General features: G+C 52.5%; 21 protein-coding genes. 5 read left to right on the top strand and 16 right to left on the bottom strand.

Annotated features, from left to right (window positions below; translation table 11 throughout):
* Nucleotides 1-61: 61 nt before the first annotated feature.
* Entirely contained in the window at nt 62-484 is a 423-nt protein-coding gene (arfB, locus tag RGAI101_RS13245) for an alternative ribosome rescue aminoacyl-tRNA hydrolase ArfB (RefSeq protein ID WP_008226016.1), read from the bottom strand.
* 764 nt (nt 485-1,248) lie between these two features.
* Between arfB and flhA the strand changes: the two genes are divergently transcribed.
* From flhA to RGAI101_RS13225, 4 genes are read left to right on the top strand one after another with little or no spacing between them, the layout of a single operon-like run.
* Nucleotides 1,249-3,336 (top strand): flagellar biosynthesis protein FlhA, encoded by a 2,088-nt coding sequence (gene flhA, locus RGAI101_RS13240; protein WP_037228256.1) that lies wholly within the window; start codon nt 1,249-1,251, stop codon nt 3,334-3,336.
* Nucleotides 3,333-4,109, top strand: a complete 777-nt coding sequence (locus tag RGAI101_RS13235; protein WP_037228254.1) for a flagellar biosynthetic protein FliR — start codon at nt 3,333-3,335, stop codon at nt 4,107-4,109. Before flhA ends, RGAI101_RS13235 begins: the two co-directional genes overlap by 4 nt.
* Nucleotides 4,106-5,191 carry a flagellar type III secretion system protein FlhB gene (gene flhB / locus RGAI101_RS13230; RefSeq protein ID WP_008228704.1) on the top strand — a complete coding sequence of 362 codons (1,086 nt, stop codon included), beginning with the start codon at nt 4,106-4,108 and terminating at the stop codon, nt 5,189-5,191. The genes RGAI101_RS13235 and flhB overlap by 4 nt, the downstream gene beginning before the upstream one ends.
* The gene (locus tag RGAI101_RS13225; protein WP_037228252.1) at nt 5,188-5,601 is read left to right on the top strand and encodes a hypothetical protein; all 414 of its coding nucleotides are present in this window, start codon (nt 5,188-5,190) and stop codon (nt 5,599-5,601) included. Before flhB ends, RGAI101_RS13225 begins: the two co-directional genes overlap by 4 nt.
* 13 nt (nt 5,602-5,614) lie before the next feature.
* On the opposite strand, the gene RGAI101_RS13220 is transcribed toward RGAI101_RS13225, so the two are convergent.
* From RGAI101_RS13220 to RGAI101_RS13180, 9 genes are read right to left on the bottom strand one after another with little or no spacing between them, the layout of a single operon-like run.
* Nucleotides 5,615-6,121, bottom strand: a complete 507-nt coding sequence (locus RGAI101_RS13220; RefSeq protein ID WP_008225979.1) for a flagellar basal body-associated FliL family protein — start codon at nt 6,119-6,121, stop codon at nt 5,615-5,617.
* 11 nt (nt 6,122-6,132) lie between these two features.
* Nucleotides 6,133-6,861 carry a flagellar basal body L-ring protein FlgH gene (gene flgH / locus RGAI101_RS13215; RefSeq protein ID WP_008226032.1) on the bottom strand — a complete coding sequence of 243 codons (729 nt, stop codon included), beginning with the start codon at nt 6,859-6,861 and terminating at the stop codon, nt 6,133-6,135.
* Nucleotides 6,862-6,872: 11 nt separating this feature from the next.
* Nucleotides 6,873-7,292, bottom strand: a complete 420-nt coding sequence (gene flgA, locus RGAI101_RS13210) for a flagellar basal body P-ring formation chaperone FlgA (RefSeq protein ID WP_037228250.1) — start codon at nt 7,290-7,292, stop codon at nt 6,873-6,875.
* Nucleotides 7,292-8,077: a flagellar basal-body rod protein FlgG gene (gene flgG / locus RGAI101_RS13205; protein WP_008228614.1), complete on the bottom strand. Its 786-nt coding sequence runs from the start codon at nt 8,075-8,077 to the stop codon at nt 7,292-7,294. Before flgG ends, flgA begins: the two co-directional genes overlap by 1 nt.
* Nucleotides 8,078-8,105: 28 nt before the next feature.
* Complete coding sequence (locus tag RGAI101_RS13200; RefSeq protein ID WP_008225395.1) at nt 8,106-8,819, bottom strand: flagellar hook-basal body complex protein; 714 nt, start codon at nt 8,817-8,819, stop codon at nt 8,106-8,108.
* Between the two features lie 2 nt (nt 8,820-8,821).
* Nucleotides 8,822-9,091 (bottom strand): flagellar biosynthetic protein FliQ, encoded by a 270-nt coding sequence (locus RGAI101_RS13195; protein ID WP_008226233.1) that lies wholly within the window; start codon nt 9,089-9,091, stop codon nt 8,822-8,824.
* On the bottom strand, nt 9,091-9,372 hold the full coding sequence (gene fliE, locus RGAI101_RS13190) for a flagellar hook-basal body complex protein FliE (RefSeq protein WP_037228246.1): 282 nt from the start codon (nt 9,370-9,372) through the stop codon (nt 9,091-9,093). The genes RGAI101_RS13195 and fliE overlap by 1 nt, the downstream gene beginning before the upstream one ends.
* 30 nt (nt 9,373-9,402) lie before the next feature.
* Entirely contained in the window at nt 9,403-9,795 is a 393-nt protein-coding gene (gene flgC / locus RGAI101_RS13185) for a flagellar basal body rod protein FlgC (RefSeq protein WP_008224960.1), read from the bottom strand.
* An 11-nt stretch (nt 9,796-9,806) separates the two neighbouring features.
* Nucleotides 9,807-10,193: a FlgB family protein gene (locus RGAI101_RS13180; RefSeq protein WP_037228242.1), complete on the bottom strand. Its 387-nt coding sequence runs from the start codon at nt 10,191-10,193 to the stop codon at nt 9,807-9,809.
* 83 nt (nt 10,194-10,276) lie between these two features.
* Between RGAI101_RS13180 and RGAI101_RS13175 the strand changes: the two genes are divergently transcribed.
* Nucleotides 10,277-11,614 (top strand): FliI/YscN family ATPase, encoded by a 1,338-nt coding sequence (locus RGAI101_RS13175; protein WP_008225658.1) that lies wholly within the window; start codon nt 10,277-10,279, stop codon nt 11,612-11,614.
* A gap of 26 nt (nt 11,615-11,640) precedes the next feature.
* On the opposite strand, the gene RGAI101_RS13170 is transcribed toward RGAI101_RS13175, so the two are convergent.
* The 6 genes from RGAI101_RS13170 to RGAI101_RS13145 form a co-directional block, all read right to left on the bottom strand.
* On the bottom strand, nt 11,641-12,429 hold the full coding sequence (locus tag RGAI101_RS13170) for a DUF1217 domain-containing protein (RefSeq protein WP_008229226.1): 789 nt from the start codon (nt 12,427-12,429) through the stop codon (nt 11,641-11,643).
* Nucleotides 12,429-12,833 carry a flagellar biosynthesis repressor FlbT gene (gene flbT, locus RGAI101_RS13165; protein ID WP_037228239.1) on the bottom strand — a complete coding sequence of 135 codons (405 nt, stop codon included), beginning with the start codon at nt 12,831-12,833 and terminating at the stop codon, nt 12,429-12,431. The genes RGAI101_RS13170 and flbT overlap by 1 nt, the downstream gene beginning before the upstream one ends.
* The gene (flaF, locus tag RGAI101_RS13160; protein ID WP_037228236.1) at nt 12,830-13,201 is read right to left on the bottom strand and encodes a flagellar biosynthesis regulator FlaF; all 372 of its coding nucleotides are present in this window, start codon (nt 13,199-13,201) and stop codon (nt 12,830-12,832) included. The genes flbT and flaF overlap by 4 nt, the downstream gene beginning before the upstream one ends.
* Nucleotides 13,202-13,277: 76 nt before the next feature.
* Nucleotides 13,278-14,120: a flagellin N-terminal helical domain-containing protein gene (locus RGAI101_RS13155; RefSeq protein WP_037228234.1), complete on the bottom strand. Its 843-nt coding sequence runs from the start codon at nt 14,118-14,120 to the stop codon at nt 13,278-13,280.
* 207 nt (nt 14,121-14,327) lie between these two features.
* Complete coding sequence (locus RGAI101_RS13150) at nt 14,328-14,684, bottom strand: flagellar export chaperone FlgN (protein ID WP_037228232.1); 357 nt, start codon at nt 14,682-14,684, stop codon at nt 14,328-14,330.
* On the bottom strand, nt 14,674-14,916 hold the full coding sequence (locus RGAI101_RS13145) for a rod-binding protein (protein ID WP_254655306.1): 243 nt from the start codon (nt 14,914-14,916) through the stop codon (nt 14,674-14,676). The genes RGAI101_RS13150 and RGAI101_RS13145 overlap by 11 nt, the downstream gene beginning before the upstream one ends.
* Nucleotides 14,917-15,057 lie beyond the last annotated feature (141 nt).

The raw sequence follows: 15,057 nt of genomic DNA, 5'->3' as shown, positions 1-15,057 counted from the left end.
CAGCACGCTAACAGAGGCGATCGTTTTGGCCACCGAAATCCGACAGGATTGCCGTTACGGTCTAGGTATCCGGGTCAACCTTGCCACGCAGGTTCTTGACCTCACCGCGGACCTTCTTTTCTTTCAGGCGGCGTTTTTTCGACCCCAAAGTAGGCCGCGTCGGGATGCGGCGCTTGGGCGGGGTAAGCGCAGAAATGATCAAAGCCTTAAGCCTGTCACGGGCGATCTCCCGGTTGCGGGCCTGGCTCCGGGTTTCGTCACATTGGATCACCAATGCACCCTCAGTAGTCCATCGGCGACCTGCCAGCCTGCGCAGACGTGTCTTGACCGGCGCGCTCAGAGAAGGCGACGTGGCGGCTTCGAACCGCAACTCGACCGCGCTTGAGACTTTGTTCACATTCTGACCACCCGGACCAGAGGCACGCATGAACGTCTCGGTCAGTTCCCAATCCTGGATGGCAATGTCATTGGCGATATGCAGCATGTTTTACCCTTCAGTTTCACTATCGCACTGCTGCGGTCCGAGGTGAAGGGGCAGATACGAAGAGGGCCGCCCCAACACAGGAGCGGCCCAATCGAAAGGTTTAAGGAGGCAGGATCGGTTAGATCAGCGATCCACCTGGGTTTCTTCAACCGCCAAGGGCTGCCCTAGCGGGAATCCTCCCAAGCTGTTCCGACACCTCGCTCCAATACCGTTCTTGACACTGGATCACCTCCTTTACATTTGTTGAACTCACTTGAAGGTTTGCACAGTGAGGCCCGAAAGCAAAACAATTTTTCTGCTCGATTACAAAAAATTGTATCTAAAAGCTTGGCTGCTCAAATGGGCAGCACGCTGGCAGGGTTGGACAAGTCGGTCTGGAAACCTTGGAACAGCCCACCGCCCTGGCCCGTTCCCCGAGGTTAAGTTAAGGCCGTTAGCCCGCATATTGCCCCTCTCAAACAGGGGCCATCCTGAGCAATCATCTCTGACAAAGCCAAAAAGCGGACAAGGGTATCAGGTCAATCTTTCGAAGCACCATGATGTGCCGCAGGCCGATGATTAAGGCAGCCTTCGCTTCAATCGGTTCAAACCATCCGAGCAATACAAATAAAATCTTAGCTCCTTCCACTTAGCTCCAATTTTCGAAATCGCGATCAGCGTTAATTTTATCGGTATAATTTGACGGTAAGTTTTCCTGAGCCCTTTGGTTAGGGACGTCTTAATCTCCAGGCCCTTTACGTGAGATGACTAGGAAAGGCAGTTACATGCGAGAAAAGACACTATTTTCTTCATTTTTGAATCCTACCATATTTTTGGCTGTGGCCCTGATGACAGTCATCGTCATGATGATCTTGCCAATGCCGTCGTGGGTGCTTGATGCGGGCCTCGCGGCATCCTTCGCGCTTGCGATTCTGATATTTACGGTAACGCTCTTCATTGATCGCCCGTTGGATTTCTCGGCGTTCCCGACAATCCTGCTTGCCTCGTTGATGCTGCGTCTCTCTTTGAACGTCTCTTCAACAAAGCTGATTATTGGCCAGGGGCATACGGGCACAAACGCCGCCGGGGACGTGATCGAGGGTTTTGCACAGTTCGTGATGGGCGGGTCCGTTTTCTTGGGACTCGTTGTTTTCTGTGTGCTCTTGATCGTCAACTTTATGGTGATCAACAAGGGTGCGACCCGCATGGCAGAGGTCGGCGCGCGCTTTGCCCTGGACGGCATGCCGGGCAAGCAGATGGCGATCGACAGTGACATGTCCGCCGGCGCAATCACCCATGAACAAGCGCGTGAACGCCGGGAACGGGAACAGCTGGAAACAACGTTTTTCGGGTCGCTGGACGGCGCATCGAAATTCGTCAAGGGTGATGCTGTAGCAGGCCTGTTGATAACAATACTCAATCTGGTCGCAGGCCTGATCATGGGTGTCGTTGTTCACGGGATGCCTGTCGGGCAAGCCTTTGAAACCTATGCGATCCTCACTGTTGGCGACGGACTTGTATCACAGATACCGGCTGTCATAATTTCAATTGCCTCAGCACTTTTGTTGGCTCGGGGCGGGACCTTGGGTGCGACGGACCTTGCCGTTTTCAGCCAGCTTGGCAAACATCCCGCTGCGTTGGGTACCGTTGCGGTCCTTATGGTAATGTTTGCCCTGTTTCCCGGGCTTCCTTTCCTCCCGTTTCTATTTGGCGGAGCAGGTTTAGGCGTCGCCGCATATCTAACTTACCGAAGCCTCCAAAAGGCGAAATTGGAAACGTCATCCACGACCGTCAAAGACATAACGCCCAAACAAAAGCCGTTGGGTGATATTCTTGAGTTGGATGATATTCATGTGGAATTCGCACCTGATCTTGTGAATATGGTGCTGGACCCCGGGACCGGTCTGGATGCCCGTATCGCAAACATGCGCACTCATGTGGCCTCTGTTTATGGGGTGATATTACCTGAAATTCGCCTGACTGATCATCCAGGCCTGCCGGTTGGAACCTATATTTTGCGCATACAAGGTGTCGAACAAGCACGCGCGCAGCTGAACCCGGATCAAATCCTTGCCCTTGCACCCGAAGATAACGTGCTACTGCCACCGGGAAGCGACACGAAGGAGCCTGTTTATGGTGCCCCGGCCCGCTGGATCAACAGTCGCGATCAGGAAGAGGCCGCACTTGCGGGGATAACCCTGGTCACGCCGACCGAGATACTAGCCACCCACGTGCTGGAAATCGTCAAACAAAACTTCAGCCGTCTTCTCACGCTCAAATCGCTGCGCCGGTTGCTAAGAGAAATGGTAAATATTTCAAATCCGGCGCGGGCCGAAGCAAACCGGAAGCTCTTGGATGAACTGATCCCTGACAAGGTCCCGATTGACGTGCTTCACAACGTCCTAAGGCTGCTTTTGGACGAACAAGTGTCCATCAGGAACCTTCCTCTTATCCTCGAGGCAACGGCTGAAGCGCGAGCGCACAACTCACAGTCGGAAGCGATTTGCGAACATGTACGTCAAAAACTGGGGTTCCAGTTGGTCGCTGAAATGCGGCGGCCTGACGGTAGCCTTCCCCTCGTCCAACTGGCACCCGAGTGGGAGGATACGTTCGAGACCTATCAGATTGACGCAGACCGCGGACTGGACATTGCGTTGCCGCCTGACGTGTTCAATCGTTTGGCTGACGGCATGTCCGCCAGCCTTTCACAGGCCAGCCAGAATGGGATTTTTGCCGCCATCGTGACGAATACCCGACGGCGTCGTTTTCTTCGAACTGTCATGCGCGCGAAAGGAATATCCAATCCTGTGCTCTCTTTCGAAGAAATCGGTTTGGACGCGCGTCCATCACTTGTTGGAATGATTGCGGCTTGATACCGATCCACGACAGCTTGGCCCCTTGGATCGCGGAGGCGCTATGGCACGCTTTTGCGGTTTTTTTGCGTGTCGGCGCATTTGTGTCACTCATGCCGGCTTTCGGTGAATCCGTCATGCCGGCACGCGTAAAGCTGGTTCTTGCCTTCGCTTTTACATTGATCGTGTCGCCTTCCATACAGGTACCGCCATACGCAACAATTTTGCTTGGGGATCTCCTTTGGTTGATTTTTTCCGAGACTGTGAATGGATTATTGTTAGGTATTGGCGTTCGCCTCTTCATTTTGGCCCTTCAGACAACCGGATCAATCGCGGCACAGTCCACATCGCTTTCACAAATTCTGGGGGGCGCTGCCGTCGAACCCATTCCAGCCATGGGGTATATTCTGGTATTTGCGGCTTTGGCTTTGGCCGTCACCGCGGGGCTACATGTCAAAGCTGCCTCTCTGCTCATTTATTCCTACGATACCCTGCCGATGGGACAGTTCCCGAATCCTTCGGATCTGTCTGAATGGGGGCTTGCCCAGACCAGCCACGCGATGTCCTTGGCATTCACTTTGGCGGCCCCCTTTGTCATTCTCTCGTTGCTCTATAATCTGGCATTAGGTGCCATCAACAAAGCAATGCCGCAGCTTATGGTCGCCTTTGTCGGTGCGCCTGTGATCACTGCCGGTGGTTTGTTCATTCTCTGTATTGCCTCACCACTCTTGCTTGGCACTTGGTTAAGCGCTCTCGATCAGTATCTGATAAACCCATTCGGAGCCCGACCATGAGCGGCGAAGACGACGATTCTGACAAGTCATTCGAAGCGACCGCAGAGAAGTTGTTGGAAGCACGTCGTAAGGGGGATATCGCGAAGTCCACCGATCTTATGACAGCAGCCGGCTATGCAGGACTGTTCGTTGCGTTCGCCTATGTTGGATCAGAAGGGATTGCCCTGATCAGCACCGCGCTGATGGTCTTGCTGGATCAACCTGATCGCCTGATTGATATTTTCTTCGACGGTAGTGCGGCTGCGCCCGCCAGCGGTCTCATCATATCTATAATTCTCCCGGCGCTTCCGATTTTTTTGCTCCCTGCAATTGCTGTGCTTGTTGCGATTGCAGCACAGCGTGCGTTCGTCTTTGCGCCATCCAAAATTGCCCCGAAGCTGTCGCGGATTTCATTGATCTCAAACGCGAAAAATAAATTTGGCCGCAATGGTCTTTTCGAATTTGCAAAAAGCTTTTTCAAACTCTGTATCTATTCGATCTGTTTAGTACTGTTCATACGGGCAAATCTGCACGAAATGATTGCCGCGCTTCAAACGGATCCCGCATCTGCAATTTCACTCATGATTGAGATTTGTCTAAGTTTTCTGCTTGTTACGATCCTGATATCAGCGACAATCGGCGGAATAGATGCGCTCTGGCAGCATTTTGAACATTTGCGCAAAAATCGGATGTCGAGAAAAGAAATCCAGGATGAACAGAAGAACTCGGAAGGTGATCCACATCTGAAACAAGAGCGACGGCAGCGCGCGATGATTGTTTCACAAAGTCAGATGATGGCGGATGTCCCGAAGGCTGACGTGATTATCGTCAACCCGACACACTACGCCGTCGCCCTGAAATGGAGCAGACTGCCCGGAGAAGCCCCTGTTTGTGTTGCGAAGGGCGTTGATGAAATCGCAAAAGCCATACGTCTCAAGGGTGCCGAAGCCGGTGTGCCCCTGCATAGTGACCCACCGACGGCACGCGCCCTTCATGCAACCACAGACATCGGTGACATGATTGCGCCAGAGCATTTTCAAGCCGTCGCCGCTGCAATCAGATTTGCGGAAGCGATGCGCCTCAAGGCAAAGGCACGCGGATGAAAAAATTGGATCAACTCCTCCAGGTTGAGAGCCTTCTGGAGGTTCGATACCAAAAACAACAGCAGAGCTTTCAGCGCCTCGTTGCACATGAGACGAGGCTGCGTACCGACATTGAGCGGCTTAAAGAAAATGCTATCGAAATGCGGGCCTCCCTTTCAGAGGATGCCAAGATGAGATCCGTCGGTGCTGATATCGCGTGGCAAGCGTGGTTGGGCCGCAAGAAGGCAGCATTGAATGGAGAGCTTGCACAGGTGTTGGCGATAAAGGAACATCATCTGAAACAAGTTCGCACAGCTTATGGGAAACTGATCGTCGCGCGGGAACTTGCGGGTAACCTGCGCGGTGATATCAAAAAGCGAAAGGCCCGGGATGAGCTTTCCCGGGCCATCGATCTGTTTGGAATGAAATAATGCGGCTATTTGCCTAGTAATCCTGTCGCGCAATTTCAACGATCAGAACGTCCTTGACAAGGTCAGCCCCGGCGTCTCGTTGGCCAACTTCCTTTAGCGCCCGTTTCAAACCTCCAAGCTTCTCGATTGATGTAAACTCTCCGTCAAAGCCGCCAATGTTCGCATGCGTGAAAAGGACTCGCAAAAAGGAGTCCCTTAATTTGGGTTCACGCCGCAGGACATCGTCTTCTTTGCCTAAAGGAGCTTCAATGCTTAGCGACAGGACAACCATGGCAGACACACGGTTGTCGGTGACGATTGGAACGACGAACTGATTGTTCATCTTGACGTAGTCCCTGTCCGGGCTGGTGCCCTCAGGTTCTTGCTCTGAAGTCTCGGCTTCCTCTGCCGGCTTTTCCCCATCAATCTCCTCTGAGACACTTTCAGCAGGTTCAGCGGGAGGGGGGCGCAAGAACTTTCCCGCCGTCAAACCCAGAGCGGCACAGATGACAAGCACAAGAATAGGGATCAGTTTTGCCATTTCGAAAGCTCCTAAAAGGGAAGAACGGCATCAAGCACTTGCTGACCGATCCGTGGCTGTTGCATGTCCGAAATCTGCCCGCGTCCACCATAGGACACACGCGCGGACGCAATTTTATCATAGGTAATCTCGTTCTGGCGCGAGATGTCTTCAGACCGGACAAACCCGGTTACCAGCAATTCGCGCAGTTCAAAATTGACCCTTAATTCTTGTGTGCCCGAGATGGATAGGACACCGTTCGGCAACACATCCACCACGGTCGCAGCCACCCGCAAAGTTAAATTTTCTTTCCGTTTTACCGATCCATTTCCGGAAGAGTTGCTGGACGAACTCAACCCGACCAAATCTGCGGAGGACGCACCATCAGGGAGCTTCTCGTCCAAACGCTGGGGGATTCCCAACAAATTCGGAACAGACAAAGATTCCGAACCGGACCTGGATCGGTCAGTTTGATTGGAAATTTCAGCGTTTTCATTGATTTCAATGACAACGGTCATGATATCACCCCGCTGCATCGCCCTGCGATCACCCAAGAGCGAATTGCGGGTCCCGGACCAAAGCGACGATCGGTCGACAAGCCGGACAGGTGCCAACCGAATTGGCAGTGCTTCGTAGACCATCGCATTATGTTCCGCACTTTGCATCGGCTCACTGAATGTCGGAGTACTCCCCATGTGATCCGTGCGCGCGCAAGCTGCCGAAAAGGCAGCAATAGTCAAACTCAGCATGACTTTTTTCATTTTTCGGATCCCTACTGCCTTATTTGAATTGTGCCGTCCTGCTGGACTTGGCCAAATAACGTGGCGCGAGACGCAAGATTCATCACTCGAATATTGTCGCCCACCCCGCCCCTTTCGAGCGCGCGACCTTCCGTTGCAATTCGCAGCCCTCTGCCTTCGAAGAACAGGCTGACAATCTGGTTTCGATCGACGATTGCTGGCGGCCCTATCTGATCCAGCATGATCGGACGCCCTGCATAAAGAACAACCCGCGCTTCTTGTCCGATGACGTCCCTTAAACGATCAAACCCATCGGCGGCGCTGACGTTGCCAATCATCACATCCATTTCCGTAATGATCGCATCAGCACGGACGGTGCGCGTGGGCACGACGACCTGAGCCAAACTGGGTGTCGAAACCAAGAACGCAAGAATTACCCAAGTAATTTTCATCAGCGTATCTGCGTCGTGGCACCCATCATCTGGTCCGCCGCTGAAATAACTTTTGCATTCATCTCGTAGCCACGTTGCGCTTCGATCAGCTCGGTAATCTCGCGCACCGCATCAACCGAGCTATCCTCGAGATAGCCTTGCCGAAGGGTGCCCAATCCGTTGAGGCCAGGTGTAGCGACCAAGGCGGCACCGGAAGCTTCGGTCTCGACAAACAGGTTTCCGCCGATGGCCTCAAGCCCTTTGGCATTACTGAAACCGGACATCGTAAATTGCCCCAAAAGCTGAGCCGCGATGTTACCATCGAAGTAAGCAAAGACCTCGCCGGAGGCGTTGATCGAAATGCTTCGAGCGTCTTCCGGTATCACAATTTCCGGCGCGACAGGGAAACCATCAGAGGTCACGATCAGCCCCTCACCAGTCCGTTTTAGCCCGCCATCGCGCGTATATGCCGCTTGGCCAGAGGGAAGAGTCACCTCAAGGAAACCTTTGCCTTCAATAGCAAGATCAAGATCGCCCCCTGTTACCGACAACGATCCCTGCGCAAGTTGCATCGAAACTGCAGCCGGTCGGACGCCCAGGCCAAGCTGCACACCAGTGGGCAAAACCGTCCCGTCCGAGGCGCTCACAGAACCGGCACGTGCCAATTGCTGATAGTGAAGATCAGAGAACTCGGCCCGGCGGGCATTGTAGCCGGTGGTGCTCATGTTCGCGAGGTTGTTCGAGATGGTCTCGACACGCATTTGCTGGGCGCTCATTCCCGTGGCTGCAATTTTTAGGGCACGCATGATGCACCTCCAGTTGATTTTCAGGCAATTATTGTGAAAGCGACTTCAGGGCGGTCCGAATGCGTTCATCTTCACTTTCGAGGAAACTCTGTCCCATTTCATAAGCTCGCTGAACCTCGATCATCCTTGCGAGCTGGCTGACAGCATCGACATTCGACCCTTCGGTAAAGCCTTGAACCACACGCGCATTTACGGCCGGTTCAACGCCTTCGTCAGCCCGGAACATGACACCATCTTCGCGGACCATGTCCAATGGGGCAATCGGGCTGACGATACCAAGCTGCGCAATCGGCGCGCCATTGACGCTGAACGTCCCATCACTGGAGACCCCCAATGCACCTGCATCTTGCGGAACAAAAATAGGCCCCCCCCCGGCATCGAGGACCCGAAAACCGTCGTATGTGACCAGTTCGCCAGCTGAATTCGGTGTAAAAGAACCTGCTCGGGTCAGTCTCTCGCCGGCTGGCGTCTCGATCAGGAAGTATCCATCGCCTTCAATGCCGAAATCGAAGGTCCCGTTTGTCTGCGTCAAGGCTCCCTGCATGTAGTTCGTGTTCTGAACGTTCGCGGTACCCATCGACAATGACGGTCCGCGATCCACGGTCTGAACAAACTCGGAAAAAATTACGCCTTCGGACCGGTATCCTGTGGTCGCGGCGTTTGCGATATTATTCGCGACCATCTGCATCTCGCGGGCAAGGCCCATTTGACGGGTCAGAATTGTGTAGCTGGCATTATCCATTTTTATCCTCCGATAATCAGCGGAATGATGCGATCGTGGAAGAACGAGACGAGCGTTTCCGTCATGAAGCTCATTGATACCCAGAACACCGCGCCGATCCCGGCGAGCTTGGGAACGAATGTCAGGGTCATTTCCTGGATCGATGTAAGGGCTTGTACCAGACCGATGGTAACGCCGGTGATCAAAGCCACGGTCAAGATCGGGACCGAGATAATGAGTGCGACCCAAAGACCCTGACGTAAAGTGTCATAAAAGATGACTTCGTCTATCATCAGACAGGCATCCGCAATATTTCTTGGTAAGCCTCGACAACCTTGTTTCGCACAGCGACCGCCGTTTCAACGACCAACTCCGTCTGGGCAAGCGCTTGCACCAGGGCATGGGGGTCGGCATCTCCGATCATCGACTCTTTGGCGATGTGGTCACCCCGAGCCAAGGTATCCGCGAAGTCCAATGCCATATCCTTCATAAAAGATGATGCATTTTCATCGGGAGTGACGGCGGGGATAGCAGCTGAGTATTTCTGGGCTGCGGAAATAGCTTTGATATCCATTCTGGATCTCCTTCGCGTGAAATAGGGGGTTTAGCGCCGTAACAAATCCATTAGACCTGACGACATCTTGCGGGTCTGTTCGAACATTTTCAGATTGGCTTCATAACTTCGCTGCGCTTCTTTCGCGTCTGCAAGTTCGATCAGCAGGTTGACGTTCGATCCATCATATTGGCCGGTATCGTCGGCCAACGGGTGCGCGGGATCATACACTTTTTCAAGCGCCGTTTGATCAAGGTGGACCTTCCCGGTTTGCACTTTTGCCGGTGCATCTCCCAAGGAGAATGCCGTTTGAAAGGAAACAAGCTTGCGCCGGTAACCCGGCGTATCAGCGTTTGAAATATTCTCCGACAAATGACGAAGACGGTTTGCCTGTGCGCGCAGCCCGCTTGATGATACGTCAAGGGCATTAGAAAAATCGCTCATATCTCAGCCCCTCACTTACCGATGGTCGAGCGCAGCACGCTCAAAGCTGATTTATAGATTGCCAATGATCGGTCGTGTTGGCGCTTCGCATCCAGCGACCTGAGCATTTCCGTCTCGAGCGACACGGCATTGCCATTTGGCGATGCTTCATCGCGGACCTCAAAGGGTTCGGTGACCTGCATGCCATCAACGCTGCCGTTCAAATGACCCGTACGTGTAGCGCGCTGCACGGTCCCATCACGGCTTGACTGATACAAGGTTTCAAACGCAGCGATATCCTTGGCAACATACCCGGGCGTGTCCGAGTTAGCTACATTTTGGGAAGCAATGGCTTGCCGCTGCCCGGCATGGATCGCCATTGCTGAAGACATTCTGAAAACATCGAGCTGTTCGAACATCAAAGGATTCTCCTTCGTCTAATTTCAATCAAGGCTTAACCCTGATTCCTTTAGAAACAGTTTGCAGGGGACAAAGGATCGACATGAAAAGAGTAGATGAGATCGATGGACTGATCGGACAGCTTAATGCCCTCAAGGCCGTGCAACCATTTGGACGCATAACTCTGGTAGACCAAGGAGCCGTCCAGGTTTCCGGTTTGGGAACAGAGGCTTGCCTTGGGGATAGGGTAAAAATTCGCCGCCGGTCAGGCAGTGATTTATTTGGTGAGATTGTGCAGCTTGACGGTACTATTCTGACCGCACTGCTTGAAAATGCCCCAGATGGCGTAGCAGTTCACGATCGCGTCTTCCTTGCATCGGCTGGTGAAATTTTCCCGTCACCTCAATGGATTGGTCGTGTCATCGATTCATCTGGGCATCCGCTGGACGGTAAACCGCTACCCTGTGGTCCGCAGGCCCAACCGCTTCGTGCTTCCCCTCCAGGGGCAGCAGAACGAAAACCGCTGGGCCAGCGCTTGGAAACAGGGCTTGAGATAACCAATACGCTGTTACCGATCGTCGAAGGTCAGCGCGTTGGTCTTTTCGCCGGTTCGGGCATTGGCAAATCCACCTTGTTGGGGACATTGGCGTCAAAGATGCAGGCGGACGTCGTTGTCATTGCTATGGTCGGAGAGAGGGGGAGAGAAGTACGTCACTTTATTGATGACGTGCTTGGCCCAGAAGGCCTTGCGCGTACTGTCGTCGTTGCAGCGACATCAGATCAGTCGGCCCTGCTAAGGCGTCGCTGCGCGTGGACAGCAATGGCCGTTGCCGAATTTTTCAGAGATCAGGGAAAGTCAGTTCTCTTTCTGGCCGACTCAGTCACACGATTTGCCGAGGCACACCGTGAAATTGCCGTCTCGTCAGGCGAAGCTCCTGTTTTACGGGGATACCCGCCTTCGACAGCTCATATGATCATGCAACTCTGCGAACGCGCGGGGCCGGGGCATTTAGGTCAAGGTAATATTACAGGGCTGTTCAGCGTTTTGGTCGCCGGGTCAGACATGGATGAACCGATCGCTGATATCTTGCGCGGAGTCCTGGACGGCCACATTATTCTGGATCGTGCGATCGCTGAAAGGGGGCGTTTCCCCGCCATTGATGTCTTACGCTCCGTTTCACGCAGCTTGCCTGCGGCAGCTACCGAAGGAGAAAACAAGATACTTAAGCAGGTGAGGAAAATACTGGGAGTTTATGAACGGAACTCGATGATGATCAGTGCCGGGCTTTATACCTCTGGCAGTGACCCTGAGATAGACCAGTCCATTGCACTCTGGCCAGAATTAGACATTTTTTTTGGGGCCCGTGAGTCAGCTGAAATAAGTCAGAGCTTTCGGAAGCTTGAAATCATACTGCGCAGGGCGAAAGCCGTACCAACATAGTTAAAGAAAAATTTCATAAAATCTGTTTAGCGTTGCAATAAAGTAAGGGCGATAGACCCTGACGAAAGAGAGCTTCCGAGGTTGTCTATTTGATCTTTGACAATGAACTTCGTGATTAGCTCCTGCAGCTTTTCTGTGTCGCCAAAGGTTGCAATATCTTCTGTTCCAAACGCTTTCTTTGCACGTTCTTTGAAGACACCGAGCTGCTGATCAATATCAATCTGCCCAAAAGATTCCGGAAGGTTCAGCGCCTTCTGAAAGAGATTTCTCAGGGGAGGGTCCCCCATAATCGTGAACCATTTTGTATCAACTGATCCGTCAGATTCCGCGATGTCTACCAGCTGCCTTTGCGCATACAGCGCAATGCGCATCGCTTGATCTTGATCACCCGTCGAAACTTCAAAGCTATTGGCTTGAAATTTCGCTGAAATTTCTGCCGCAAAGCCAGAAGCACCGTTCTTACGCGACTCATTGGGGCCAAACCCAAAGGCCTTTGACAGTTCAGCATAACGCGGATCTGCGAAACGGTTTGCTAATGAATCATCATTGGTCGTGCCTTCTTCCAGCACTTTCCTGATAAAGTATCGATTGTTGATATCGTCTTGGAGACCAAACGCACCCAAAGTAACTGTCAAAAGGCGACGATCCTTAACAAGACCTTCTGCTGTTTCTATCGCGCCTATATTTTTTTGAAAGTATTCAGTATCCCGTTTCAGTTCGACAGACTTTGTAAAAGTCTCAAACTGCCGATCGTAGGTGGTTTGCAAAAAGCGCCACCCCGATAGACCGGGAAGTGGGATGATCGGTTGAAACATTAGTCTAGCCTCACAGCCATGAGCCTATCCTCGCGCGGATACAACCCCTTTAGGAGCTTCATAGCACGGTAATGCTGCATTTGGATTAACGCCTGGCTGGCATCCCCAAGAACTGTCCGGCTATCATTGTCCGTAAAGACTTGGCTCAGCTCCTCAATCTGACGTAGCAAAGACAAGTGCACAGCTTCCGGCGCACTGTCACCGGTCAGTACCAGCTGGATCGCATAACAAACCCGACGGACGGGTGTCTTGGCATCTTCTGGATGAATCGCGTCCCGCAGACGGAGAATATTTGCGTCTGGCGTCATGATTGCCAGCCGACTACGTCGATCGCCATTTTCGATCACCGCACCATTGATCAGAACCCTTTCCTTGGGGCTCAATTTCAAAACAAGACCACTCATTGCATTGCCCCTTCAGTCTTAAGGCCGCGCAATATTGCAGTGTTCACCTCGACCAGTGGAATTGCGGAGATCTTATTTCTGATTACTTCACTGGTATGGTGATTTGTGAATTCACTCAGATAATAGAGCCGGGCGCGCAATTCTTCGGGAAGGCCGTTATCAGATTGTGAAACGTTAAGCGCCAAAGTTCGCCATAGCTTGCGATTTTCATGAAGCGCTTCAAGAAGTGGCCCAAGATCTTTCTTCTCGATTGCTTTCTTCAACCGATATGTAATCCGTGCGATTACATCATACTCTATGCTTCTGTTAGACCGCGTCGGGGCAGCCGTAGGCGCATAGGCGCGCTGAGCCATGTTGATTACATTCATGGAATAGCCTTACCTGTATCATGAAAAAACTGAAGCGGGTTCTCGGGCGCGACGTATCGCGCCCGAAATTCACTTCTTATCGGAAGAGAGACAGGATCGTTTGTGGTGCCTGGTTCGCAATCGACAACGATTGAACGCCAAGCTGCTGCTGTGTTTGCAGGGCCTGCAGACGCGCAGACGCCGCTTCCATGTCGGCATCAACAAGCGAGCCAATCCCTGACTTCACCGCGTCAGTCAGTTTGCTGACAAACTCACCTTGGTCAGAAATGCGCTGCGCCGAAGCGCCCAGAGCAGCCGCACCGTCGATCGCCACTGTCAAGAATGCCTCAATATCGTCAAACGCGGTCGCCGCAGTCGCCGAGTCAGTGATTGTGGTGATTGTTGTAGCGTCGAGGTTGGTTGTGAAATCGACTGTAGCTACGTCGATCGTCGAAACGCTCGGAGCGCTGGAACCGACACGGTCGAGGGACGAGACAACAGTCAATGAGGTGCTGGCGTTTCCATCAATATCGTCTTTCAACAAATTTACGCCGTTAAACTGCGATCCGTTTGTAATCGCTGTAATTTGTGCAATCTTCTCTTGCATATCCGCGTCGATCTTGGCGAAGTCAGACGTTTCGGACTGACCCGCAACCGCGAGGGCCTTCATCTCTTTGAGGGTTTCAACGATCTGCTCAGCACCGGCAGATGCAACAGCAACTGTCGATTCACCTACTGCAAGCGAATCCTGAACTGCGTCGAAGCCAGCAACGTCGGATTCCATAACCTTTGAAATGGCCCAGATTGCTGAGTTGTCCTTCGCGGAGTTGATGTCTTTACCAGTGGAAATCGCGCTTTGCGTTGCCGACAAATCCCTGTTGATCGAACGAAGGCTCTGAAGCGCAACCATTGCACCGTTGTTTGTATTAATGCTCGACATGAACATGTTCCTTTAGTCATTGACGCTTTGCGTCCGTTTGCGGCCCTCCCCCTTGGGGCTGGACCAAAATGCCATTCTGACCTGTGCACACATTCAATGGACTTGATGGTGCGCCATCCGACCTCGGATGCATCGCCAACATGTCATTTTTTGACTTAACAGCGCCCTAATACGGCCCGACCTGATATCGATCATTTTATTCAAACGTCATGCGCGTTTTTCGAAAGATGTCTCAGGATCGACCTCTATAATGCTTTTTTCACCCTTGGCATCATAGGTCTCCAGCGATCCGCGTACGCGCCGAAATGCCGCCATGCGTCGGGCAACTGTTCGAATACCATCCAAGGCACTGTTCAGCAGGCCCTGATTGCGTTTTACCTTCAAATCAAGCTCCTTCAGCAATTCAAGATCAGCCTGCTCCGCAGAGTTTAATGCCTCAATCAGCGCCTCTTTGCGCTCTGCCATACCTGTCAATCTCTCCAGATCACCAGCAAGAAGCGCGGCCTTTTCCGCCTCGAGCAGGTCGTTGAGAGAGTCCATTATCGGTCCGATTTCACTTTTCATCACGTCTCTCCTTCAGGGCTTCAAAAAGCGTTTCGGACAGGCCGATTCCCCCCGCCTTCACCATCTGCATCGCTTGTTCCTGGACTAGAAACGACCCGAATTGATCTTCGCCAGCCCCCCCTCCAAAGGTTTCCCGCGCCTCACCAAAACCGGCCGATTTCAGCATTTCGGCTAGAAACGTGGCCTCAAGTTTCTGCGCCGCTTCAAAAATCAGCTTGTCTTTTGGCGGCATGACACGATCAGGCAAAGACCTTTCTATGATATTCATCTCAACATCCTTTAAATTGCATCTAGTTTCCTGATGATTGCCCAAAACCAGTAAACATCCGGTAACCACCTCCGTGCAAAGAATATGGCGATGAACGATGTCCCG

This window comes from Roseobacter sp. GAI101, assembly GCF_000156335.1.
Classification (GTDB): domain Bacteria; phylum Pseudomonadota; class Alphaproteobacteria; order Rhodobacterales; family Rhodobacteraceae; genus Sulfitobacter.
The sequence above is the reverse complement of the archived record's forward strand: the minus strand, read 5'-3'. Positions and strand labels throughout refer to the sequence as shown.

Coding starts and splice junctions, on each gene's coding strand:
- RGAI101_RS13175 (WP_008225658.1), top strand. CDS start 10,277: ATGAAAAGAGTAGATGAGATCGATGGACTGATCGGACAGCTTAATGCC.
- RGAI101_RS13150 (WP_037228232.1), bottom strand. CDS start 14,684: ATGAAAAGTGAAATCGGACCGATAATGGACTCTCTCAACGACCTGCTC.
- flaF (WP_037228236.1), bottom strand. CDS start 13,201: ATGAATGTAATCAACATGGCTCAGCGCGCCTATGCGCCTACGGCTGCC.
- flgC (WP_008224960.1), bottom strand. CDS start 9,795: ATGAGCGATTTTTCTAATGCCCTTGACGTATCATCAAGCGGGCTGCGC.
- flgG (WP_008228614.1), bottom strand. CDS start 8,077: ATGCGTGCCCTAAAAATTGCAGCCACGGGAATGAGCGCCCAGCAAATG.
- RGAI101_RS13180 (WP_037228242.1), bottom strand. CDS start 10,193: ATGTTCGAACAGCTCGATGTTTTCAGAATGTCTTCAGCAATGGCGATC.
- fliE (WP_037228246.1), bottom strand. CDS start 9,372: ATGGATATCAAAGCTATTTCCGCAGCCCAGAAATACTCAGCTGCTATC.
- RGAI101_RS13195 (WP_008226233.1), bottom strand. CDS start 9,091: ATGATAGACGAAGTCATCTTTTATGACACTTTACGTCAGGGTCTTTGG.
- flgH (WP_008226032.1), bottom strand. CDS start 6,861: ATGAAAAAAGTCATGCTGAGTTTGACTATTGCTGCCTTTTCGGCAGCT.
- flhB (WP_008228704.1), top strand. CDS start 4,106: ATGAGCGGCGAAGACGACGATTCTGACAAGTCATTCGAAGCGACCGCA.
- RGAI101_RS13225 (WP_037228252.1), top strand. CDS start 5,188: ATGAAAAAATTGGATCAACTCCTCCAGGTTGAGAGCCTTCTGGAGGTT.
- RGAI101_RS13145 (WP_254655306.1), bottom strand. CDS start 14,916: ATGCCGCCAAAAGACAAGCTGATTTTTGAAGCGGCGCAGAAACTTGAG.
- RGAI101_RS13220 (WP_008225979.1), bottom strand. CDS start 6,121: ATGGCAAAACTGATCCCTATTCTTGTGCTTGTCATCTGTGCCGCTCTG.
- arfB (WP_008226016.1), bottom strand. CDS start 484: ATGCTGCATATCGCCAATGACATTGCCATCCAGGATTGGGAACTGACC.
- RGAI101_RS13200 (WP_008225395.1), bottom strand. CDS start 8,819: ATGGATAATGCCAGCTACACAATTCTGACCCGTCAAATGGGCCTTGCC.
- RGAI101_RS13170 (WP_008229226.1), bottom strand. CDS start 12,429: ATGTTTCAACCGATCATCCCACTTCCCGGTCTATCGGGGTGGCGCTTT.
- flhA (WP_037228256.1), top strand. CDS start 1,249: ATGCGAGAAAAGACACTATTTTCTTCATTTTTGAATCCTACCATATTT.
- flbT (WP_037228239.1), bottom strand. CDS start 12,833: ATGAGTGGTCTTGTTTTGAAATTGAGCCCCAAGGAAAGGGTTCTGATC.
- RGAI101_RS13155 (WP_037228234.1), bottom strand. CDS start 14,120: ATGTCGAGCATTAATACAAACAACGGTGCAATGGTTGCGCTTCAGAGC.
- flgA (WP_037228250.1), bottom strand. CDS start 7,292: ATGAAAATTACTTGGGTAATTCTTGCGTTCTTGGTTTCGACACCCAGT.